Origin of the sequence: Actinoplanes sp. NPDC049598, from assembly GCF_040675435.1 — a bacterium.
Classification (GTDB): domain Bacteria; phylum Actinomycetota; class Actinomycetes; order Mycobacteriales; family Micromonosporaceae; genus Actinoplanes.
Window position 1 is genome coordinate 57,832 of record NZ_JBFAOX010000007.1, and the last position, 22,068, is coordinate 79,899.

General features: G+C 72.5%; 23 protein-coding genes. 14 read left to right on the forward strand and 9 right to left on the reverse strand.

The genetic code is table 11. The features are described 5' to 3' along the window. Positions 1–71: 71 nt before the first annotated feature. A complete protein-coding gene (locus tag AB0J66_RS17880; protein ID WP_364661368.1) occupies positions 72–488 on the reverse strand; it encodes a hypothetical protein in 417 nt (138 codons plus the stop codon). 45 nt (positions 489–533) lie between these two features. Then, positions 534–1,811 carry an alpha-hydroxy-acid oxidizing protein gene (locus AB0J66_RS17885; RefSeq protein WP_364661371.1) on the reverse strand — a complete coding sequence of 426 codons (1,278 nt, stop codon included), beginning with the start codon at positions 1,809–1,811 and terminating at the stop codon, positions 534–536. Between the two features lie 35 nt (positions 1,812–1,846). Here AB0J66_RS17885 and AB0J66_RS17890 point away from each other — a divergent pair, with 35 nt between their 5' ends. The 3 genes from AB0J66_RS17890 (at position 1,847) to AB0J66_RS17900 (ending at position 3,722) form a co-directional block, all read left to right on the forward strand. Continuing rightward, a complete protein-coding gene (locus tag AB0J66_RS17890) occupies positions 1,847–2,383 on the forward strand; it encodes a GNAT family N-acetyltransferase (RefSeq protein ID WP_364661374.1) in 537 nt (178 codons plus the stop codon). A 215-nt stretch (positions 2,384–2,598) separates the two neighbouring features. After that, entirely contained in the window at positions 2,599–3,099 is a 501-nt protein-coding gene (locus AB0J66_RS17895; protein WP_364661377.1) for a hypothetical protein, read from the forward strand. Beyond that, positions 3,099–3,722 (forward strand): hypothetical protein, encoded by a 624-nt coding sequence (locus AB0J66_RS17900; protein WP_364661380.1) that lies wholly within the window; start codon positions 3,099–3,101, stop codon positions 3,720–3,722. Before AB0J66_RS17895 ends, AB0J66_RS17900 begins: the two co-directional genes overlap by 1 nt. Before the next feature lie 47 nt (positions 3,723–3,769). Here AB0J66_RS17900 and AB0J66_RS17905 read toward each other — a convergent pair whose 3' ends face one another. The 5 genes from AB0J66_RS17905 to AB0J66_RS17925 all read right to left on the reverse strand — a co-directional run bounded on the left by AB0J66_RS17905 (position 3,770) and on the right by AB0J66_RS17925 (position 9,961). Beyond that, complete coding sequence (locus tag AB0J66_RS17905) at positions 3,770–4,366, reverse strand: hypothetical protein (RefSeq protein WP_364661383.1); 597 nt, start codon at positions 4,364–4,366, stop codon at positions 3,770–3,772. A gap of 25 nt (positions 4,367–4,391) precedes the next feature. Then, positions 4,392–4,895, reverse strand: coding sequence for an RNA polymerase sigma factor (locus AB0J66_RS17910; protein ID WP_364661386.1), 504 nt, complete (start codon positions 4,893–4,895; stop codon positions 4,392–4,394). A gap of 616 nt (positions 4,896–5,511) precedes the next feature. Further along, positions 5,512–6,729, reverse strand: coding sequence for a PTS fructose transporter subunit IIC (locus tag AB0J66_RS17915; protein ID WP_364661389.1), 1,218 nt, complete (start codon positions 6,727–6,729; stop codon positions 5,512–5,514). 22 nt (positions 6,730–6,751) lie between these two features. Continuing rightward, positions 6,752–8,326: an MFS transporter gene (locus AB0J66_RS17920; protein WP_364661392.1), complete on the reverse strand. Its 1,575-nt coding sequence runs from the start codon at positions 8,324–8,326 to the stop codon at positions 6,752–6,754. A gap of 270 nt (positions 8,327–8,596) precedes the next feature. Next, positions 8,597–9,961: a prolyl oligopeptidase family serine peptidase gene (locus tag AB0J66_RS17925; protein WP_364661395.1), complete on the reverse strand. Its 1,365-nt coding sequence runs from the start codon at positions 9,959–9,961 to the stop codon at positions 8,597–8,599. Positions 9,962–10,092: 131 nt separating this feature from the next. Between AB0J66_RS17925 and AB0J66_RS17930 the strand changes: the two genes are divergently transcribed. Then, positions 10,093–11,781 carry a long-chain-fatty-acid--CoA ligase gene (locus tag AB0J66_RS17930; RefSeq protein WP_364661397.1) on the forward strand — a complete coding sequence of 563 codons (1,689 nt, stop codon included), beginning with the start codon at positions 10,093–10,095 and terminating at the stop codon, positions 11,779–11,781. Here AB0J66_RS17930 and AB0J66_RS17935 read toward each other — a convergent pair. Beyond that, positions 11,775–12,668 (reverse strand): SDR family oxidoreductase, encoded by an 894-nt coding sequence (locus AB0J66_RS17935; protein ID WP_364661400.1) that lies wholly within the window; start codon positions 12,666–12,668, stop codon positions 11,775–11,777. The genes AB0J66_RS17930 and AB0J66_RS17935 overlap by 7 nt on opposite strands. A gap of 86 nt (positions 12,669–12,754) precedes the next feature. Here AB0J66_RS17935 and AB0J66_RS17940 point away from each other — a divergent pair, with 86 nt between their 5' ends. Further along, complete coding sequence (locus AB0J66_RS17940) at positions 12,755–13,603, forward strand: helix-turn-helix transcriptional regulator (RefSeq protein WP_364661403.1); 849 nt, start codon at positions 12,755–12,757, stop codon at positions 13,601–13,603. A 9-nt stretch (positions 13,604–13,612) separates the two neighbouring features. Continuing rightward, positions 13,613–14,677 carry a magnesium and cobalt transport protein CorA gene (locus tag AB0J66_RS17945; protein ID WP_364661406.1) on the forward strand — a complete coding sequence of 355 codons (1,065 nt, stop codon included), beginning with the start codon at positions 13,613–13,615 and terminating at the stop codon, positions 14,675–14,677. Positions 14,678–14,723: 46 nt separating this feature from the next. Here the strand turns inward: AB0J66_RS17945 and AB0J66_RS17950 are convergent, their stop codons facing one another. Continuing rightward, on the reverse strand, positions 14,724–15,659 hold the full coding sequence (locus tag AB0J66_RS17950; RefSeq protein WP_364661408.1) for a hypothetical protein: 936 nt from the start codon (positions 15,657–15,659) through the stop codon (positions 14,724–14,726). 189 nt (positions 15,660–15,848) lie between these two features. Between AB0J66_RS17950 and AB0J66_RS17955 the strand changes: the two genes are divergently transcribed. From AB0J66_RS17955 to AB0J66_RS17990, 8 genes are all read left to right on the forward strand, one after another. Further along, positions 15,849–16,391, forward strand: a complete 543-nt coding sequence (locus AB0J66_RS17955) for a hypothetical protein (RefSeq protein WP_364661411.1) — start codon at positions 15,849–15,851, stop codon at positions 16,389–16,391. Then, on the forward strand, positions 16,388–17,482 hold the full coding sequence (locus AB0J66_RS17960) for a histidine kinase (protein WP_364661414.1): 1,095 nt from the start codon (positions 16,388–16,390) through the stop codon (positions 17,480–17,482). The genes AB0J66_RS17955 and AB0J66_RS17960 overlap by 4 nt, the downstream gene beginning before the upstream one ends. Further along, positions 17,479–18,174: a response regulator transcription factor gene (locus AB0J66_RS17965; protein WP_364661416.1), complete on the forward strand. Its 696-nt coding sequence runs from the start codon at positions 17,479–17,481 to the stop codon at positions 18,172–18,174. Before AB0J66_RS17960 ends, AB0J66_RS17965 begins: the two co-directional genes overlap by 4 nt. A 44-nt stretch (positions 18,175–18,218) precedes the next feature. Continuing rightward, entirely contained in the window at positions 18,219–19,109 is an 891-nt protein-coding gene (locus AB0J66_RS17970; RefSeq protein ID WP_364661418.1) for a UbiA prenyltransferase family protein, read from the forward strand. A 31-nt stretch (positions 19,110–19,140) separates the two neighbouring features. After that, positions 19,141–19,563, forward strand: coding sequence for a hypothetical protein (locus AB0J66_RS17975; protein ID WP_364661421.1), 423 nt, complete (start codon positions 19,141–19,143; stop codon positions 19,561–19,563). 86 nt (positions 19,564–19,649) lie between these two features. Continuing rightward, complete coding sequence (locus AB0J66_RS17980; RefSeq protein WP_364661424.1) at positions 19,650–20,198, forward strand: carboxymuconolactone decarboxylase family protein; 549 nt, start codon at positions 19,650–19,652, stop codon at positions 20,196–20,198. Positions 20,199–20,219: 21 nt separating this feature from the next. Next, positions 20,220–20,816 carry a MarR family winged helix-turn-helix transcriptional regulator gene (locus tag AB0J66_RS17985; protein ID WP_364661427.1) on the forward strand — a complete coding sequence of 199 codons (597 nt, stop codon included), beginning with the start codon at positions 20,220–20,222 and terminating at the stop codon, positions 20,814–20,816. Positions 20,817–21,196: 380 nt separating this feature from the next. Beyond that, positions 21,197–22,066 (forward strand): hypothetical protein, encoded by an 870-nt coding sequence (locus tag AB0J66_RS17990; RefSeq protein ID WP_364661430.1) that lies wholly within the window; start codon positions 21,197–21,199, stop codon positions 22,064–22,066. The last annotated feature ends 2 nt before the right edge of the window (positions 22,067–22,068 follow it).

Consider the following 22,068-nt stretch of genomic DNA (forward strand, 5'->3'; position numbering starts at 1 on the left):
TGTTCCCCCGTTCGTTTCCGCGCACGGTATAGGTCCCGCCCGATGATCGGAGGGGTTCGGTCCTCGATCGGTCAGGAAGTTGGCACGATCTCCCAGATCCGGACGGTGCCGCCCTCGGCGCCGTCCGCGGCGACCAGGACCACGTCGCGGCCCCGGAGCCGGGTGAAGAGGAGCTGTTGGTTGTAGCCGGCGTCGGGGCGGTGGTGGGTGAGCAGCTCGCCGGTGGTGAGGTCGCGTAGGTAGATGTCGGCCTCCGCCTCGGGCCAGATCTCCTCGTTCCGGCTCGTGTCCACACCGTGCGCCGCGACCAGCCGGTCGCCCAGCCGGCCGAACGCGCCGAGGCCGCCGTCGTCGGTGGTCGGCGCCGGTGGGAAGAGCGGCTCGGCGGCGGCCACGTCCCAGATGGTGATGGTGCCGGGCCCACCGAGATCGGCGGAGGCCACGCGCCCGGCGCCGGGCCAGGGGTCCGCGGCCGTCGGGCCCCACATCCGTACGTCCGCAGACTGCCCGGCGAGGCCCACATGCGCGCCAACCTACCGGCCGGCGGCCACCACCAGGTCCCGGGTGATCGCGGCGACGTCCGGCGTTCCGGCCAGGGCCATCGTCAGGTCGAGCTCCGCGATCACGTTGCGGATGACGTCCTCGACGCCGCGCCGGCCATCGAGGGCCAGGCCGTACATGTAGGGACGGCCGAGCAGCACGGCGTCGGCGCCGAGGGCGAGGGCGGTGAAGATGTCGGCGCCGGTGCGCAGGCCGCTGTCGAACAGCAGGGTGGGCTCGGGGCCGACCGCGTCGCGGATGGTGACCAGGGCATCGAGGGAGGCGACGGCGTTGTCGACCTGGCGGCCGCCGTGGTTGGAGACCACGATCGCGTCGGTGCCCAGGTCGAGGGCGCAGCGGGCGTCGTCCGGGTGCAGCAGGCCCTTGAGGACGATCGGCAGACGGGTGCGCTCGCGCAGCGTGGCCAGGTGATCCCAGCTCAGGCCGGGGTTGGAGTAGATGTCGAGGAACGTCTCGACGGCCGCCCGCGGGACCGGGGAGCGCAGGTTGCCCACCAGCCGCCCGGGATGGTTGCGCGACATGGCCAGCAGGGTGCGGATCGCGCCCAGGGTGACCTGCGGGCGGGCCGGCGGGCGACCCAGCCGGTCGGTCACGATCTGCCGGAAGCGCGGGTCGGAGACGTACTGCGCGATGCCCACGCCCCGGCTGAACGGCAGCGACCCCAGGTTGAGATCCTGCGGCCGCCAGCCGAGCACGGTGGTGTCGAGCGTGACCACCAGCGCGCCCGCCCCGGCCGCCTCGGCCCGCCCGATCAGGCTGTCCACCAGGCCCTCGTCCTTGCTCCAGTAGAGCTGGAACCAGCGCGAGGCGTCACCCATCGCGGCCGCGCACTCCTCCATCGGGTTGCAGCCCTGATTGGAGAGGATGTACGTGGTGCCGGTCGCGGCCGCGGCCCGGGCGATGTGCAGATCGCTGTCGGCGCCCATCAGCGCACCCGCGCCGACCGGCGCCAGCAGCACCGGCGTGGGGTGACGGCGCCCGAGCAGCTCGACCGAGAGGTCACGTTCCACGGCGCCGGAGGCCATCCGGGGGACGATCGCCCAGCGGTCGAACGCCGCCCGGTTGCGGCGCATGGTCCGTCCCTCGCCGGCCCCGCCCGCAACGTACGCCCAGGCCACCGCGCTGCTGGCCCGCCGGGCCCGCCGCTCGAGCTCGGCGAAGTCGGTGGGCACGCGCGGCCGGCGCCCGAGCACGCCCGCGCGGTAGATCGTGTTCAGCCGGGTCAGCCCGGCGCCGGGGGTGGTGGACATGGCTGCACGCTAACCCGCGGCGCGATGATGGGCACATGGAGATCGCGATCCTGCCCTCGCGCCCCGATGCCGCGACCACCGGCCGCCTCGCCGAGATCGTCAACGAGGCGTACGCCGAGGGGGAGAAGGGCCTGTGGCGGGCGGGCACCCCGCGCACGTCGCCGGCGGAGATCGCCGAGCTGGCGGCGCGGGGCCGGCTGGCGGTGGCCCGCCGGGAGGGTCGAATTCTCGGGGCCGTACGGGTTCAGATGCTCGAACCCGCCCTCGGCCGGCTGGGCATGCTGGCCGCCGATCCCCGGGAACGCGGCCGTGGGGTGGGCCGCGAGCTGGTCCGTTTCGCCGAGGAGCACGCCCGGTCGGCCGGCGCCGCGGCGATGCAGCTGGAGCTGCTCGTGCCGATCGGGGGCGAGCATCCGGTCAAGGAGTTCCTGCGCGCCTGGTACACGCGCATCGGGTACCGCCCGGCCGGCGTCGAGTCGCTCGCCGCGGACTATCCCGATCTGGCGCCGCTGCTGGCCGTCCCGTGTGAATTAGCGGTTTTCCGCAAAGAGTTTTCCGCTTCGTTTATTTAAACTCATTGTGATCCACGACACAGCTTGCGGGAATGTCGCGGCCGCAATGATCCCCTACGATCCGTTGTAGACGATCGCCGAGAGTGACCGATTGTCGTCGGTCGGTTGGCCGCGCCCTGGATCCGGCGCGGAAAGAAATCAAAGGCTCTTGGCTTTGTGGTGCCCAGAAACGTCCAACGGGGAGGAAATTCGTGAGACTGAGAAGGCTGCTTTTCGTGCCGCTCGCGGTGACCGGGCTGATCGCCGCCACGGGGGTGCCGGCGCAGGCCACCTACTACAGCGGTGGCATGCCCAGCCGGACGTTCAACTACAAGACGCACGGCATCAACTCCACCTGGGTGGAGTTCTACGACACCGGCAACATCCGATGGAACCAGCGTGTGAGCAGCCATATCGGCCGCAGCACATCGGCCGCTGCCGATGCCACGGCCGGCTCGTACTCGCAGAGCTGGTACGGCCAGTACAGCCCGCACGGGGTTCGCGGGATCAACCGCACGTTCAGCATCAAGGTCAACTCGCGGACGCTGCAGGCCGCCGCCGGGTCCAATTACACCAAATGGATCACCAGTACGGTGACCCACGAGATCGGCCATTCTCTGAGCTTGGCCGACAATCCGAACACCACCCAGGCGTCATTGATGAAGCACAGCCGAAATCGCACCACGTCGCAATTGCCGACCGCGTACGACATCGCCGAAGTGGAGAGGATCTACTGATGCGCCGGAAAGGTGGAATCGCCGCGGGGGCGATTGTTTTCGCCGTGCTGTCAGGGTGCTCCGCGCAGTCGGCAACGGAAGCCTCGAAGAACGTCGAATACTCCTTCGACTACCCGGTCTACGACAACGCCGAACAGATCATCGGCACCGCCGACGTGATCGTCCGGGGCACGGCGCTCACGTCGCGGGCCGAGTGGCTCTACCCGGAGACGTCGACCGAGACCGACCCCGAGCTCAACCCGCAGGCCGGGGTGCCGGCCGACGAGATCGCCCAGTGGCGGCAGGACGCCGCGGTCGCGGTGACCGTCTCCACGCTCAAGGTCACCGAGGTGCTCAAAGGCGAGGTCAAGGTCGGTGAGCAGATCGAGGTGAGCCAGGTCGGCGGCACCCTGGACGGGGTCACCTACACCGACGAGGACACCACGATCCTGCCCAGCGACGGCTCCGAGTTCGTCCTGCTGCTGGCCGACCACGGCGACGGCAAGCCGTTCGACCTGCTCAACCCCGAGCAGGCGCTGTACGAGGCGAACGGCGCCGAGCCGCTCGAAGCGGTCGCCGAGGACGCGCCGCTGGACAACGAGACGACCAAGGACATCAAGGCCGAGGTCGCGGCGCAGAAGTGATCGACGTCGCCGGCCGGGCGTACGGGACCGCCCGGCCGGCGACGCGCTCAGGACACCCCCAGCGAGGACGTCACGGCGGCGCTGAGCGCGACCGTGTTGTCGGCCGTGGGGGTGAGCTTGTCCCCCGAGACGGTGTAGTAGCCCTGGGTGGTGTTGACCAGGTTCCACGTCGTGGCGTCGCGGGCCTGCAGGAGCAGCACGTACTCGCCGCCGTCACGGATGCCGCTCGCCTGCTCCGGGCCGGACGACGAGTAGGCCACCTCGATCGACGAGCCCGGCGTGGGGCTGCCCTTGGCCACCCGGCTCACCGCGACCGTGGCCACCGTCTCGGTGATGCCGTCCCGCGTCACCGTCCGGGTCGCCCCGACGGTGGCCAGCACGATCGCCTCGGCGCTCTCCTCCAGCTCGGCCGTGGAGGCGTAGAACGGCTGATCCGACGTCGAGGGCGGCGGCGCCGAGTCGCGCAGCACCACCGCGCCCACGACACCCGCCCCGACGACGGCCACGGCCGCGGTCAACCCCCAGATCAAGGCCCGGCGCGGTACGCGCGTACGCACGGGCGCCGCCGTCCCGGCCCGCCCGCCCAGCAGCTCGGCCAGCCGGGTCTCGGCTCGCTCCCGGCTCTCGACACGGTCGTTGGGCACCGGATTCGCCTCCTGCATCAGTCGCTTAACGCTTGGCATGGCCGACCTCCGTGATGGCTTTGAAGGACCGTTTGAACGCCTGCCGGGCCCGGTGCAACCGCACCCAGACGGCCGACGCCGACAGGCCGGTGAGCGCGGCGATCTCGCCCGCGTTCAGGTCGTCCCAGTAGCGGAAGACCAGGACGTCCCGCTGCGCCGCCGGCAGCTGCTCCAGCACCTCGCCCACCAGCTCGGCGGCCGCCGCGGCCGGCTCACCGCCCGACCCGACGGCGAACTTCCGGTAGGCGGAGTCGCCCCGCTGCACCGACCGGTGATGGTTGCTCAGCACGTGCCGGGCCGTCACGAACAGCCAGGCCGGCGTCAGCACCTCACCCTGGGCGGTCTTGCCCCACGCGATCTGGAAGACCTCCGCGGTCAGATCCTCCGCCTCGGCGTCCTCCCCGACCCGGCGCGCGACGAACCGCAGGACCCGCCCATGGCTCGCCCGGTACAGGTCGGTGAATCTCTGCTCAGGTGGATCGTTACCCATCGGTCCCTCCTCGGCCTGTTCATGTCGGCCGGACCCCCGATCCTTACGCCCGCCGCCAGAATTTTTCCGCCTTTGACCGAGCCGAGGACGCCGGCCCTGCCGCGAGCCCCCGAACGCCGCCCTCGACGCCGCATCCGGCTGGGGTGCTCCGACGGGCCGCGCTGAGCGGACCTGGGTGGGCGGGCTGAGGTGGACCGGAGGGCGGGGTTGTGGGCGACCGGGTGGGTGGGGGTCGGGGAAGCCGGAGGGTGGGGCTCAGGTGCCCCGGGAGCGGGGTCATGGGGGACACCGGGTGGGTGGGGCTCAGGTGCCCCGGGAGCGGGGTCATGGGGGGACCGGGTGGGTGGGGCTGAGGTGCGCCGGGGGCGGGTTTTCGGGAGACCAGGTGCCTGGGGCTGAGGAAAGCCGGACGGTGGGGGTTGTGGGGGACCGGATGGCTGGGGTTGAGGGTGAACGGGCCGGTGGGGTTGGGGGAAGCCGGAGGGCGGGTTGTGGGAGACCGGATGAGTGGGGCGGGGTCAACCGGCGGTGGGGCTGGGGGAGATCCGGTGGGTGGGGCTGCGTAATCGGCGGGTGGGCGAAGGTGGGCAGGGTGGCGGAGGTCGGCGGGCGCGTCCTATCGGCTGAGGGCGGTGGGTTCGCTCGGGCGGTGGGAATCGAGGGGCGCGGCGGCGGGCTGGGTGGGTTGCGTTTTGCGGCTGGGCTGGGTTCGCGGGCGGGTGAGCAGGAGGCCGCCGGCGGAAACGGCGGTGCCGAGGGTGAGGGACGCCAGGAAGCCAAGTGGGTGGCCGGCGCCGAACAGGGCGAGGACGCCGCCGTGGGGAGCGGTCAAGGTGGCGTGCAGGGCCATGGTGCCGGCGCCGGCTACCGCGCCGCCGAGCATGAGGCTGGGGAGCACCGCCAAGGGGCGGACGGAGGCGAACGGGATCGCGCCCTCGGTGATGAACAGCGCGCCCAGAACGCCGGCGGCCTTGCCGTCGCGGCGCTCGGCGGCGGTGAAGGCGGACGGCCGGACCACAGTGGCCAGCCAGCAGGCCAGCGGGGCCGCCATTCCGGCGGCCATGACCGCTGCCATGATCGCCATGGGTGCCCCGCCGCCGGGATCGGCCACAGTGATGGCGGGATCGGCCGGGGTGGCGACGAGGCTGGGGGCGGTGGCGAGGCTTGAGGCCGTGGTGAGGCTGGGGCTGGCCGTGGTGAGGCCGGCGGCCGCGAAGGTGTAGGCGACTTTGTTCAGGGGGCCGCCTAGGTCGGCGGCGATCATGAGGCCGAGGAGGGCGCCCAGCAGGATGGTGGAGGCGCCGTTGAGGCCGGTCAGCCACGTGTCCAGGCGGGCGGTGGCGGCGGCGATCGCGGGGCCGATCAGGGCCAGCATGGCGCCGCCGCTGATCAGGGTGGCGGCCAGGGGAACGAGCAGGAAGGACGCTGTCTCGCGGAGCCAGTCGGGGCGGGGTAGGCGGGTCAGCCGGTGGGCGGTGACGCCGGCCAGGATGCCGCCGACCAGGCCGCCGAGGAAGCCGGCGCCGATCACGGTTGCGGCCAGGCCGGCGGTGACGCCGGGCATGATGCCGGGACGGCCGGCCAGGGCGTAGGCGATGGCGCCGGCCAGGACCGGGGCCAGCAAGGAGAAGGCGACCGTGCCGAGGGTGTGGAGAACTCCGGCGGTCGAGGTGGGGGAGGCGGGCATGCCGGTGAGGGTGGCGGCCGGGTCGTGGGGCAGATCGTGGCCGCCGAGCAGGAGGCCGAGGGCCTGGAGGAGACCGCCGACCACCACGAACGGGATCATGTAGCTGACGCCGATCAGTACCGCGCGCCGCAAGTCGAACGTGAACATGAGAAGGGCTCCCAGGTGGGGGTCAGACGATCAGGAATTCCAGGCCGGGATGGGGCCGGCTCGGCGTGACGGCCGCGGCTCGTCCGCCGGCTGGGATGTGGTCCGGGCCGAAAGGCTCGTGGGACGGCATGTGGAGCGGCCTACGGGACGGCGTGGGGTCCGGGTCGAGTGGGGCGCGGGAAGGCATGTGGTGCTGGTCGAGCAGCAGGTGCAGGGAGCTGCCGTGGCTTCGGGCGGCGGCGCTGACGCGTACGGTCAAGGGGTGTAGCCGGGACCGGAGCACCGAGGCGACCGAGCCGGCGCCGTCCAGGCGATGGTCGACGACCAGGGCCAGGGCCGCGGCGAGCAGGGCCGGCGCGGCTACCGTCAGCAGCGCGGCCGGCAGGCCCCAACCGGCCGCCAGCAGGCCGATGATGGGCGGGCCGCCGAGCAGGCCGGTGTAGCCGACGGTCGAGGCGCGGGCGACGCCGCGCGCGCCCTGCAGCAGGCCGGCCTTGGCGATGGCCAGCGGGAAGACGTTGGCCAGGCCCGGACCCACCAGGACAAAACCCCCCAGGGCGACGTACGCCGAGGAAGTGACCGCCGCCGTGAGCATGCCCGCGGCGGCCAGCAGGGCGCCGGCCGTGAGGACGACGGTGTCGCCGTAGCGGACGATCAGGTGCCGGCCGCGGAGCCGGGCGCCCGCCATGGCCAACGAGAACGCGGCGTAGGCGGCACCCGCCACGGTCGGCGTGGCGTGCAGGTCCTCGCGCAGGTGGAGCGAGGCCCAGTCGGTCAGCGCACCCTCCACGAAGGCGGTGCACCCGGCGACCGCTCCGAGCAGGACGATGACGAGCGCCGCCCGCGACGAAGGCGCCTTGCCGCGCGGCTCTGAGGCCGGCCTGATGGGCGACGGTGCAGGCGCCCCGGTCGGCGATGCCGCCGATGGCCCGGGCGATGGCGATGGCGATGGCGATGGCGATGGCGACGGCGATGGCGATGGCGACGGCGACGGCGACGGTGGGCTGAAGGTGGTCAGGGCGGGGGTGACGGCCGCGGTGAGGGCCAGGCCGAGCAGGGCGACGGCCAGCAGGTGCCAGCGGGGTGGGGCGAACGTCGAGGCCAGGCCGCCGCCGAGGGCGCCCACCAGGCCGCCCAGGCTGAAGCCGGCGTGCAGGGTGGACATCACCGGGCGTTCGAGGGCCTGCTGGACCTGGACGCCGAGGCTGTTCGCGGCGACGTTGGCCAGGCCGGTGGCCGCACCGAAGACGAGCAGGGCCGCGCAGAGTGACATCAGCGACGAGGCCGGGCCGGGCAGGGCGACGGCGGCACTGGCGGCCACCGCGCCGGCCGCGCTGACCCGGCCCGCGCCCCACCGGGCGCAGATCGCGCCGGTGAACTGCATGCCGGCCAGGGCGCCGGCCGAGATGCAGAACAGCGCCACCCCCAGCGCGGAGTGGGTGGCGCCGACCTGGTCGCTGATGTCCGGCACCCGGGCCGCCCAGCTGCCGAAGATGGCGCCGATCAGGGCGAACAGGAGGAACGTGGCGCCGAGCACCCGGCGCGGCGACGGTGGCGAGGTGCCCGGCGCAGGGCGCGGCACAGCGGCAGCCTTCACGGCACAGACCTTCCGGAACGGGGATTGCGGGCGGCTCGGCCACGGACACGACGGCACGTGGCAGCCGGCAGCGGCTTGCGGGAATCGGGCCGGCACACCTGTGTGCGGCTGGGAGCTACGCACGCGACATGGGGTGCGTTCCGCTCCGGTGATCAGGGGCGGCACGCCCCCGAACACCCTGTCCACACTGAGGCCGCCACGTCCGACCGCCAACCGATCCCGCCCGTGACGTGCATGACACGGGCGTGACCAGGGCCTTTGCGGGGCTGCCTAGCAGGGCGGGGCGACGAAGCCCACATGGGTGCCGCGGGTGAAGCGGCAGCCGAAGGTGGGCGCGGCGACCGCGCGGCGGTCGAGGATGGCGTCGCCGGCCGGGCGGTGGCCGGTGCGTAGCCACGTGGTCAGGTCGTCGAAGCCCTCGGTCAGCTCGGCCTGGGTGAAGTCGCAGTGGCCGACGCCGCGGATGGCCCGCGAGACGAAGAGGTGGGACTTGCGGTTGTGCGCGGCCTCCGCCGCGTACACCTGCTCCATGGAGAAGGGCACGAACAGGTCGCCGATGTCGTGCAGCGAGAGCACGGGGACCGGCGGGCGGCCGTCGACGCGCGGGACGCCGGACAGGTGAGGATCGGCTGATGCCGTACGGCGTACGCGCAGGACGTCGCGGTTGAGGCGCCGCTCCTCGGCGGTCGGCCACAGGCGGTCGGTGCTGCGGTAGAACGTGTGCCGGTTGTCGGTGACGTTGCCGGGCGCGATGCCCGCGGTCCCGCCCTGCAGACCGGGGTAGAGGCCGAACAGGAACGGCAGGTCGTTCAGCGGCGGCAGGGAGGGCGCGGCGTTCCAGTAGGCGAACGCGCTGTCGAAGCCGGGGCGCTCGCCGCCGCTGCGCCGCTCCAGCACGTTCGACCAGGTGGCGCCGGCCGGGGTGCCCTTGAGCCCGGCCACTATGGTCTTGGCCTGGGCCCGCCAGCGCTCCTGGTAGCCGGCGTCCGGCTGCAGCGGGAACTCGATGTCCACGCCGGTCAGCGCGGCCGCGGTGACGTTCGCGTCCAGGAAGTAGTCGAACAGCTCGGTGTCACCGAGCACCCCGCAGTACGGCATCGCGCCGGCGAACGACCGCGGGTGCTCCTCGATCGCCACCGCGGTGACGTGCCCGCCCATCGAGGCTCCGGACATGATGACCTGCCGGGCCCGGGCCCCGGTGACGCGCCGGAACACGTCGATGAGGGCGACCGAGTCGCGCACGCCCTGGCCGACGTCGTAGCCGTTGGTGGCATAGCTGGAGGCCGCCCACGCGTAGCCGCGGTCCACGTAGTGCCGGCGCAGCCCCGGATCGTCGACGTAGACGGTGGTGCCGGTGCCGCGGTAGCCGTGCGCGAAGACGACCAGCCCGCCGTTCCAGCGCCGGGGCACTTCGATCCGGTACGCCGCGCCGGCCACGACGCCGGTGTGCACGCGGGCCCCGGGGAGCGCGGTGAACGGCGTGCCGTCGACGTCGCAGTCCGGGTCGGCCACCAGGTAGCCGGGCTGGGTCGTGCTCGGCGTGGGCGCCGTGCAGACCGCGGCCCGGGCTGCTTCGGGCGCCCCGGCCAGCGGGATCAGTAGGGCGAGGACGACGGCGGCGCGGCGGAACAGCATGGCGTTACCTCCCGGTAACACACTTCACGCCGCCCATCGACGCCTGTCAAGACACCGGCTTCCGATGATCTTGCGGGAGGAGGGCCGGGTAGCCTTCGGTTGGTTACGCAACCGTAGGTAGGAGGCCCCCAATGACCGACGAACGGCCCTGGTTGGCGGCTTATCCCGAGGGTGTGCCGGCCGACATCGACGAGCCCGAGCGGGCGCTGACCGCCAACCTGGACGGGGCCGTGGCCCGCTTCCCGGACCGGGTCGCGCTCGACTTCCTCGGGGCCACCACCACCTACGCCGAGCTCGGGGAGCAGGTCGCCCGGGCCGCCGAGGCGCTGCGGAGCACCGGCGTCCAGCCGGGCGACCGGGTGGCGCTGATCCTGCCCAACTGCCCGCAGCACGTGGTCGCCTTCTACGCGGTGCTGCGCCTGGGTGCGGTCGTCGTCGAGCACAACCCGCTCTACACCGCGGACGAGCTGGCCCACCAGCTGGCCGACCACGGGGCCACGGTCGCGATCTGCTGGGAGAAGGCCGCCTCGACGGTGGCCGCCACGGCCGAGCGCACCTCGATCACCACCATCATCGCGGTCGACCTGACCGCCGCCCTGCCGTTGGTCAAGCGGCTCCTGCTCAAGCTGCCGGTGCCGGCGGCCCGCAAGATGCGCGACGAGATGCGCGGGACGCTGCCGGGCGGCACGATCCTGTGGGAGGCGCTGGTGGCCGACGCGGCGCCGATCGCCTCCTCCGTGCCCGGGCCCGGAGTCGAGGACACCGCGCTGCTGCAATACACGGGCGGCACCAGCGGAACGCCCAAGGGGGCCGTGCTCAGCCACCGGAACCTCGTGGCGAACGCCGAGCAGAGCCGGGTCTGGGTGCCCGGGCTGCGCGACGGCGGTGAGACCTTCTACGCGGTGCTGCCGCTCTTCCACGCGTACGGCCTGACCTTGTGTCTGACCACCGCCGTCCGGATCGCGGCCACGATCGTGCTGCTGCCCCGCTTCGACGTGGACCTGGTCCTGGACGCGGTGAAGCGGCGCCCGCCGACGTTCTTCCCGGGCGTGCCGCCGATGTACGACCGGCTGGCCCGGGCGGCCCGCGAGCGCGGCATACACCTGACCTCGATCCGGTTCTCGTTCAGCGGCGCCATGCCGTTGCCGCCGGAGACCGTCGAGAGGTGGGAGGCGCTGACCGGCGGGCTGCTGATCGAGGGGTACGGCATGACCGAGACCTCGCCGATCACCGTGGGCAACCCGATGTCGCAGCGGCGCCGGGCCGGCTCGATCGGCGTGCCCTACCCGTCGACCCACGTCCGCCTGGCCGACCGGGACGACCCCACCCGGGACGTGCCGGCCGGCGAGCCGGGGGAGCTGCTCGTGCGCGGGCCACAGGTGTTCTCCGGTTACTGGAACCTGCCCGAGGAGACCGAGGCCGTCCTGCTGCCGGGCGGGTGGATCCGCACGCGCGACATCGCGGTGATGAGCGAGGACGGCTTCCTGTCCATCGTGGACAGGGTCAAGGAGCTGATCATCACGGGCGGCTTCAACGTCTACCCGTCCGAGGTCGAGGACGTGCTCCGCGAGCACCCCGACATCGCCGACGCCGCCGTGGTCGGGCTCCCGTCGGAGCGTACGGGTGAGGAAGTCGTCGCCGTGGTCGTGGCCGCCGAAGGCGCCTCGCTGGACCGGGACGCGACGCTGCGCTGGGCCCGCGAGCGGCTGTCGGGCTACAAGGCCCCCCGCCGCCTCGAGGTCGTCGACGAGCTGCCCCGCAGCCAGATCGGCAAGGTCCTGCGCCGCCAGGTCCGCGACGAGCTGGCCGGCCGTCAGTAAGGGCCGGTGAGATCTTCGGAGGCGCGCCAGATGCGGGCGGCGTCCTGCTCGCTGCGCAGGCGGGAGTAGAGGGGCTGTTCGGCCGGGGGGCCGGAGAGGTGCTGGAAGCCGCCGGGGCCGTAGAAGCGGCCGCCCTGGGCGTCGGGGGAGGTGGTGGCGTAGAGGGCGGGCAGCATCGCGGTCTCGGGGGTGCCGACCAGGATGCCGCGGCGGCCGAGGGCGCGGACGAGGCGGCCGCCGGCCGTGGGGCGGGGGCGGCCGACCTCGGGGCGGGCCTGCAGCAGGTTGGTGGCGGCGACGCCGGGGTGGCAGACGTTGCTAGTGATGCCCCAGCCCTCGGCCCGGCTGCGCCGGTCGAGCTCCAGCGCGAACAGGCCGAGCGCGATCTTCGACTGGCTGTAGGCGCGCATCCCGTCGTACGAGCGTTCCCAGTTCAGGTCGTCCCAGTTGATGTCGTTGTGGTTGGCCGCCACGCTGAGCTGCGACGTGATCCGGGCCCGGCCGGCCCGCAGCAGGGGCAGCAGATGCGCCACGAGGGCGAAGTGGCCCAGGTGGTTGGTCCCGAACTGCAGCTCGAAGCCGTCCGCGGTGACCTGCCGGGCGGGCGGGGTCATCACGCCGGCGTTGTTGACCAGCAGGTGGATCGGGCGGCCCTCGCCGCTCAGCGTGGCGCCGAGCGCGGCCACCGAGGCCAGCGACGACAGGTCCAGCTCGCGCAACGACACCACTGCTTGTGGGTGCTGCTGCCGGATCCGTACGGCCGCCGCCTCGCCCTTGCCGAGGTTGCGGACCGGCAGGACGACCTCGAACCCCTCGCCGGCGAGGCGGGTGGCCAGGGACAAGCCGACGCCGTCGCTGGCGCCGGTCACTACTGCGATCTGAGTCATGGTCCCAGCCTGGGCCGTGTCCGGCGGGCCAGCCACGGCCTGACAATCCGTGGTTACGGCCCGGCGGACACGGTAGAAACGCAGACATGATCGATCGAGCCGGGCTGGCCGCGTTCCTGCGCCGCCGCCGTGAGGCCCTGCAACCCGAGGACGTCGGCCTGCCCCGGGGTCACCAGCGCCGCCGCACCGGTGGGCTGCGCCGCGAGGAGGTCGCCGCCGTCTGCCACATCTCGGTCGACTACTACAGCCGGCTCGAGCGGGAACGCGGGCCGTACCCGTCCGAACGGATGATCGGCTCGATCGCCCAGGGCCTGCACCTGTCCCTCGACGAGCGCGACCACCTGTTCCGGCTGGCCGGGCACAACCCGCCCACGCGCGGCTCGACCAGCGAGCACATCAGCCCCGGCCTGCTGCGCATCTTCGACCGGCTGACCGACAGCCCGGCCGAGATCGCCACCGAGCTCGGCGAGACGCTCCGGCAGACCCCGCTCGCCGTGGCCCTCACCGGCGACCTGACCCGCTACACCGGCCCGGCCCGCAGCGTCGCGTACCGCTGGTTCACCGACCCCGCGACCCGGGCCCTCTACCACCCGGACGACCACGACCGGCTGGGGCGGGTCTTCGCGTCCGGGGCCCGGCAGATGGCCACGCTGCGCGGCCCCGGCTCCCGGGCCGCCCGCCTGGCCGACCGGCTGCTGGCCGAGAGCGCCGAGTTCGCCGCGCTGTGGGCCGAGCACGAGATCGGTCTCGAGCTCGACGACGGCAAACGCTTCATCCATCCCGAGCTGGGGCTGATCGAGCTCGCCTGCCAGCATCTGGTCGACCCTGTGCAGTCGCATTATCTGCTCGTCTACACGGCCGTGCCCGGTTCCGAAAGCTACGAGAAACTGCAGCTTCTCCCGGCCACGGGTGGCTTCGTGATGGCCGCGACGTAGGCTCACGCCGTGGACACCCGGCGCAGTTGGCAGCCGCCCCGGCCGGTCGGCCGGCGGCGGGCCGACCACACCGCGATCGTGGGCTGCAGCCTGTTCGTCGACGGGGTGGCCGTGGAGAGCCCGGGCTCGGCGGCCGACCTGCCGCGCCTCTACGAACAGGCCCGGGCCCGCGAGGGCGCCTTCGTCTGGCTCGGGCTGCACGAGCCCACCGAGGCCGCCCTCACCCGCGTGGCCGGCGTCTTCGGGCTGCACCCGCTCGCCGTCGAGGACATCCTGCACCGCGAGCAACGAGTCAAGATCGAGCGGTACGAGGACGTGGTGTTCCTGGTCGTGCGGGCCGCCCAATATCTGGAGCACGAGCGGATCACCGCCACCAGCGAGATCGTCAACACCGGGTTCGTACGCCTTTTCGCCGGCCCCCACTTCGTCATCACCGTCCGGCAGGGCACGGTCATGGAGCTGAGCTCGCTGCGGGCCGACCTCAGCGCCGACCCGGCCACCCTGGCCCTGGGCCCGTGGTCGGTGGTCCACGCGATCCTCGACCGGCTGGTCGACGGCTACGTCGACATCGCGGCCGCCTTCCAGACCGACCTCGACCTGACCGAGGCGGCCGTCTTCGACTCCCGCACCCCGGTCACGGTCGAGCAGATCTACCAGCTCAAACGCCAGCTGATGAAGTTCAAGGCGGCCGTGCTGCCGCTCCAGCGCCCGCTGGCCGCCCTGGTCAGCAAGACCTCGAGCGATCTGCCCAAGGAGATCCGCCGCTACTTCAGCGACGTGGCCGACCACCACCTGGCGGCCGCCGAGCAGGTCGTCGCCTTCGACGACGTGCTCAACGCGCTGCTGCAGGCCCGCCTGACCCAGCTGACGGTCGACCAGAACAACGACATGCGCAAGATCGCCTCCTGGGCCGCCATCGCCGCCCTCCCGACCGCGATCGCCGGCATCTACGGCATGAACTTCGCCCACATGCCCGAGCTGGACTGGCGTTACGGCTACCCCACCGTCATGGCCGTCATGCTGGCCGGCTCGACCGCCCTCTACCGCTTGCTGCGCCGCGCCGGCTGGCTCTGACCCGAAAAGGTGGCCTCCCGCGCCGGGCGGGGGCCACCTCCGGTGTTCAGTAGACGTGTTTGGCGTAGCGGGTGGTCAGGTTGCGCATGGCTTCGACGGCGTCGTCGTCCCAGAGCCAGTCGCGTTCCGTCTCGGTGCCGATGCTGTTCCAGCCCAGGTAGACGCTCGGTGGGAGGTCGACGGCACGACGGGTGGCCGCGTACCGGTCGAAGGCCCGGTCGAGCCAGTCCGATTCCTTGTTCATGGTGGTGGCCCGGACCCGGTTCTCGTCGTCCATGAAGCCGCGCTCGCCGAGGCCGTAGACCACCTCCTCGTCGTTCTCCAGGTGCGGGCGGACGATCTCGTCGAACCAGTTGGTCCAGCCGGGGTGGTCGCCCAGCGCGATGTCGGCGTCGAAGGCGCCGTTGCGGCCGTTCTGTCCGGAGTAGACGTCACACAGGTACTCGTCGGCGACGACCTCCTTCCAGGCGCCGGGGTTCCGCGCCGCGTCGCCGGCCCAGCGCGGGTTGCGGGACGACCGCCACTGGTAGGCCATGGCGCAGTAGGCCACGGTCGCCCCGGCCCAGCCGTCCTTGATCTCGTTGCGGGCCCGGGTGAACATGTCCCGGAAGACCGGGCCCTCGAGCGCGTGGTCGCCGCCCTCCGGCTCGTGATGGACGATGATCTTGACCCAGGGGTTCCGTTCGAGCCACAGGCCGATGTCGTGGTGGACCTTGGTCCACTGACCGTTGGCGACCGCGCGGGGCGAGGGCTTGTAGGACACGTACACGCCGCCGCCGCGCCAGGGCTTCGTCACGTTGAGGATCTTGTCGTACACCTTCTCCGGCGGCGCCCCGTGCTTCAGCGGCGGGATGAACACGCGGCCGACCTTGGCCGCCGGGAACCGCTTGCGGGTCTCCTCGGGGGTGACGTGGTCGTCCTCGTGGACGCCGACGGTCACCGTGCGGGTGCCGGTGAGCCGGGCCGATGATGTGACAGACATTTCCGTTCTCCTTTGCTCAGATATCCGTAATTCCGGACACCCACAGGATCAGCTGCCGCGGCCCGTCCGGGCATCGGCCCAGCTGCGTAAGAACGGAGTTCAGCCGTACGTCAGTTGCTGTATTGGCCGAACGGCCGACTACGTCATGGGATCGACCCGGCCGCGCCCGATTGCGGCGACAATGCCATCATGAAAACCGACAAATCTGACTATCCACTCATCGCCTCGATCCATCCCGAAGGCGGAACGGGCGGCCGGCCGGCCGGCGGGATCACCCGCGGCGCCCTCGTCGAACCCGGACTGGCGCTGCTGGCCGCGGCCCCGGTCGACCCCTCGGCCCCGATGCGGCTGGTGGCCGGCCCGCCCGGGCCCGGCTCGGCGGCGCTGCTCGACGTGCCGGTGGTCCGGACCCTCCAGCTGCGCAGCCCGCGGGGAGAAACGTATCTCGCGATGGAGGCCGACCTGACCGACTGGTCGATCGCCGGCGAGCCGCCGTGGTCACCCGCCGCCGGTGATCCGTTCGACGACGACGCGGCCGAGCTCGCCGGGCAGCTGCTGAGCCGGTGCCGGGCGCCGGACGAGGAATGGTTCGGCCGGGACCGGGCCGAACCGGGCCCGTACCCGTACGTGTTCAGCCGCCCGGTGGACACGATGGACAGCGCACAACGGAGGCGGAAGAGGCCCAAATGGGTCGAGCTTCTCGCGTACGCCGTGGGGCGGGCCGAGCGATGAGAGCGTCCGTACGGCCGCTGGTGCCGATCCTGGCCTGGCTGGCCGATCTGGGCCTGTGGCTCAGCGAGGACGGGCGGCGGTCGTTGGCCGTCCCGCTGATCTCGGCCGCGATCTGCGCGCTCCTGTACGCCCGCTCGAGCCACCCGGTCGCCGTCTTCGCCCTCCACCTCGGATGGTCGGTCGTGGTGGCCAACGTCTGGCATTCCCGTCTGCTGGCCGGCCTGCTGGTCGCCCTGTACGCGGTGGCCGCGGCCCGCCCGGTCCGGGTGTCGGTGTGCGGGCTGCTGCTGACCACGGCCGCCCTCTTCGCCCAACTGGAGTTCTGGAAGGCGCCACCACGCAGCGCGCTCTTCGGGTTCCTGGCCGTCGCCTTGTTCGCCGGCGGGGCCTGGGCGCTGGGGCGCCGCAACGTCACCCTGCGGGCCGAGGCGGCCGCGGCCGCGCTGCGGGCCGAACGTCTGCGCATCGCCCGGGAGCTGCACGACATCGTCTCGCACGCGCTCAGCGGGATCGTCGTGCAGGCGGCCGGGGCCCAGGCCGTACTCGCGGCCGACCCGGACCGGGCGGCGCGGGCGCTGTCGAGCATCGAGAGTAGCGGGGCCCGGGCCATGGACGAGATGCACCGCATGCTCGGCCTGCTGCGCTCGGCCGGCGGGGACGACAGGCCCCGGCTCGACCGGCAGCCCGGCCTGGAGAACATCGGCGCCCTGCTGGACTGGGCCCGTGACAATGGGCTGGTCCCGAAGACCGTGGTCGACGGCGAGCCGGGCCGGCTCGACGACAGTGCCAGCCTGGCCGCCTACCGGGTCGTGCAGGAGGCGCTCACCAACGCTCTCAAACACGCCGGGCCGGGTACGCCCGTGACGCTGCGCCTGGACTGGGGCGACACCGACCTGACGATCACGGTCGAGAACCGGGGCGCCGGCTCCCGGCCCCGCCGGGGCGGCGGCTACGGCCTCACCGGGCTGCGCGAACGGGTCACGACGGTCGGGGGCGACTTCCACGCCCGTACGGTCAAGGAAGGTTTTCTCGTCTCCGCGCGGCTGCCCCTGGCGAGGTACGACAAGGAGCCGGCCGGAGTGGCGCCATGATCACGCTGCTGGTCGTCGACGACGACCCCCTCGTCCGGACCGGCGTCACGGGTCTGCTGCTGGGGGAGGCCGACATCGAGGTCGTGGCCGAGGCCGGCAACGGTCGCGAGGCGATCGACCTGGCCCGCCGCCACCGGCCCGACGTCGTCCTGATGGACCTGCACATGTCGGTCATGGACGGTGTGGCCGCGACCCGGGCGCTGACCGGCGCCGACCTGCTCCCGAACGACCCGTACCGGCCGCGGGTCCTCGTGCTGACCACCTTTCACCAGGACGAGACCGTGGCCGGGGCGCTGCGGGCGGGCGCCTCCGGATATCTGGTCAAGCACGGCATCCGCAACGGCTCGGCCGGGTGCCTGGCCGAGGGGATCCGGGAGATCGCCGCCGGCGGCCACTATCTGCACCCGGCGGTGACCGGTGGCGTGATCGCCGCCGCCACGGCGGCACCGGCCGACCCGGGCCCGCCCGCGCCCAGCGTGCTCGACCGGCTCACCCCGCGGGAGCAGGAGATCCTGAAGAACATGGCCTTCGGCTACGAGAACGGCGAGATCGCGGCCCGCCTGTTCCTGTCACAGGCCACCGTACGCACCCACGTGAGCCGCATCATCATGAAGCTCGGGGTGCACGGCCGCACGCAGGCGGTCGTCACCGCGTACCAGCACCGCCTGATCGCGCCGGGCCCGCCGGACTGAGTCTCCTCAGCCGGGCCACAGGACGCCGGGTCGACGATGCCAGCATGACGAGCTTGTCGGAGCGGCCCGCGGCGGTGCTCGTCGCGGTGTCCCGGCCGTGGTTCTGGCCGGTCTCGTGGGTGCCGGCCTATCTTGGCACGGTGCTCGCCGAGCACGCCTGGCTGCCGGAGCGGGCCGACGCGGGCCGGGCTGTGGTGGCCCTGCTTGTGCTCGGGCCGCTGGTCTGGGGCGCCGTGCTGGCCCAGAACGACCTGGAGGATCTGCGCAGCGATCGTGCCAACCCGCGCAAGGCGACCTCGCCGCTGGTGACCGGGGCGGTGTCGGCCCGGCGGCTGCGGGTCTGGTACCGCGGGGCCGCGCTCGCCTCGGCCGGGGCCGCGTTCCTGGTCGGGCCGTTGTTCGTGGCCGGGGTGGGCGGGGTGCTGCTGCTCGGCTGGGTCTACAGCGTGCCGCCGCTGCGGCTCAAGACGCGGCCGGGCTGGGACGTGGCGGTCAACGCGCTCGTGGTGGGGCTCGTGGCGCCGGCCGCCGGATGGTCGATCACCCGTGATCCGTGGCTGTTCCCGTGGCCGGTGGCGGTGATCGGGGTGCTGTTCGCGGCCGCGCTGTACGTGCCGACGACCGTCACCGACCTGGCGGCCGACACCGCGGCCGGGGACACCACGTTCGCCGTACGCTTCGGCGCGCTCTCCGCGTACCGCCTCGGTATTGGCCTCTGGGGTCTGGCTTTGGCGCTCTCGCTCCTGTGCGCGGCGCTCGATCTGGTGGTGCCACGCTCGACGCTGGCGCCGCAGCTCGTCATGGCGCCGGTGCTGCTGGTCGCGTACGCGGCCCTGACCCGACGCCCGACCATCACCAGGCTGGCCGTCGTCTCGCTGCTCTTCGGGATCCCGACGGCCGGATTCGCGCTGGCCTATATCGGCGGAATAGCGTGATTGCCCTCAGTGATTGCTCCCTGACGCTAGCGTGAGCAGCCCAATCGGCCGACAGGGGAACGAAGATGGGCGGGATGCGAACAGCGGCAGTCGTGACAGTCGTGGGCATGGCGGTCGCGGTGGCGACGCCGGCGCGATCGGCCGGGTCAACGTCGCCAGTTCGGACGCGCAGGCTCACCATCTCACCGACCAGGGCAGCTTCGGCGCGGCGGTCAGTGACGACGGCCGGTATGTGGGCTTCCAGTCCTCCGCGGGCCCGGCCGGCGTCATGGACGCGTATGTGCGCGACCTGCGATCCGGAGTCACCACCCGGGTCGGCGCCGGCAACGGTGACAGCTTCGCTCCGACGATGACCGGCGACGCGCGGTGGGTCGCGTTCGGCTCGCGTGCGACCGACCTCGTGCCCGGCGACACCAACGGCGCCGCCGACGTATTCCTCGGACCGCGCCGCTAGTCGAGTGCTTCTCGACACCTTGCGCGACCTCGCCGAATCTATATAGTTGGCAGTGCCAACAGATAGTCCGAGGGAAGGAAAATCTCATGTCTCGCATCGCCACCGTCGACCCCGCTGCCGCCGAGGGTCAGGCCCGTACGTTGCTCGGCCGGGTCGAGCGGGCCCTGGGCAGCACGCCGAACATGATGCGGGCGATGGCCAACTCGCCGGCCGTGCTCGACGCCTACCTGCAGTTCAGCGGCGCCCTGGCCAAGGGCCGGCTGCCGGCCCGGGTGCAGGAGCAGATCGCGCTGGTCGCCGCCGTCGAGAACGAGTGCGGCTACTGCCTGGCCGCGCACACCGTGCTCGGGGCCCGGGCCGGGCTGTCCCAGGACGACCTGGTCGCCGGGCGCAGCGGGCAGGCGTCCGACCCGAAGGTGGAGGCGGCGCTGACCTTCGCCAAGGCGGTCATCGCCAGCAAGGGCTTCGTCACCGACGCCGACCTCGAGAAGGTCCGGGCGGCCGGCTACGGCGACGGTGAGATCGGCGAGATCGTGGCCGCGGTCGCGCTCAACACGTTCACCAACTACTTCAACTCGGTCGGGCAGACCACGCTCGACTTCCCGGCCGTCGAGGGTGTGCGGCTGCGCGACTGAGGCGAGGCCTAGAGTGAAGTGATGCCGGAGGTTCCCGGGCCGCCGCCGCCCAGCCAGCTGCTGATCGGCTTGGCCCGGCTCGGTCAGGCCGTGCGCATGGAGGCCTGGCGCAACGCCGGGCCGCACAACCTGTCCCCGCTGCAAGCCGACATCGTCACCTTCCTGCACGGCCAGGCGACCCCGGTTCGCCAGGGCGAGATCGTGGCCGCCCTCGCGTCGACGCCGCCCACCGTCTCCGACGCGGTGAAGGTGCTGAAGAAGAAAGAGCTGGTGGCGGCGACCCGCGATCCGGGTGACGCCCGGGCTCTGCTGCTCGGCCTGACGCCGGTCGGTCTCGAGGAGGCCGACCGGCTCCGGGCCCAGTCGGAAACGCTGACCGGCGCCGTGTCGGCGCTGTCGCCGGACGACTTCGCGGCCATGCTCCGCGGCACCACGACGCTGATGCGTGAGCTGCAGGAGCGCCGCGCCATCCCGGTCTCCCGGATGTGCCTGACCTGCCGGTTCTTCGTGCCGCGGGCGCATCCCGGCACCGGCCGGCCGCACCACTGCAACTTCGTCGACGCGCCGTTCGGCGACGCCGAGCTGCGGGTCACCTGTCCCGACCACGAGGCGGCTTAGCGCCCTTTCGAGCAATTGTTTTCCGGGTGGCTTGCACTCGATGCATCGATATAACAAGATATCCCTGCACCTCGTTCGAGCCCATTGCCGTGGCGGCGGCTCACGATGCCCGAGGAACTGATAACTTTATTGTCTAATTGACTTGATGGCCTGGTCGGAGGCCATGGAGCAGTGACGTTTCTTTTCACCACACCCGCGCCTTGAATTACCCGAAAGGCGCGTACTCCCCGGTGTGTCCACCCCCGCGCCTCATGCGTTTGGCGATCGCCGATTTCCGGCGATGCCGCACGGTCGGCGGGATGCCACGCGGCCGCCACCGTGTGGCATCCCGCCCCTTCCGCGATGCGCCGTCGAATTGAGCGGACAAGGACATCAGTGAAGTGAAAGCTTCCCCCTACGAGGCGATGGCGTTTCGCTCCGACGCCCGCCGGCTGGCGGTCAGCGCGCCCAACGGCGAGCTGATCGTGTGGGACACCACGGATCCGGTGGCCCCGGCACGGGCCGGCCGGCTCCGCCAGGGCCGGGGCATCGTCGCCGCCGCCTGGAACCCGGCCACGGCCGACATCCTGGCCACGACGTCGTCCGACGGCACGGCCGCGGTGTGGTGGCTGCCGGAGAACGGCCGCCAGTCGAGCCGGGTCGCGCACTGGATGGCGCTGCCGGCGCGGCCCCGGCACGTCGGCTGGGTCGGCGGCGGCCGCTGGGTCTTCAGCATGGCCGGCCGCGGCCTCACCTCGGTGTGGGACGTCAACACCGGGGCCCGCGTCGGTCAGGCCGACGTGACCGGCGGCCGCCTGGTGGTGGCCGCCCACCACCTGGGCGAGGAGGTCGTCGCGGTCACCGACAGCGGCTGGGCCCGGATCTGGCATCCGCGGCGCGCGCCGGGGGAGTGGATCCAGGTGTCGGCCGGCCCGGTCAGCGCCTGCGCCTGGTCGGGCACCCTGCTGGCCGTCGGCGGGACCGACGGCCGGGTGGCCTGCGTCAACGCTGCCTTCGAGCACGTCTGCGACTTCCGGATCGGCCCGCGCCGCCCCGGTGCCCTCGCCTTCTCCGACGAGGGCCGCCTGGTCGCCTCCTCGGCCGACGGCACCGCCATCGCGGTCGACCTGGACGGCAGCGTGCAGTGGCAGGCCTGGCTGGCGGCCGACGCCGCCCGCCCCATCGACGTCGCCGGCGGCCTCGTGGCCGTCAGCACCACCCGGACCCGGCCCGCCCTGCTGGCCCTGGCGGACGGCGCGAACCTCAACTGATG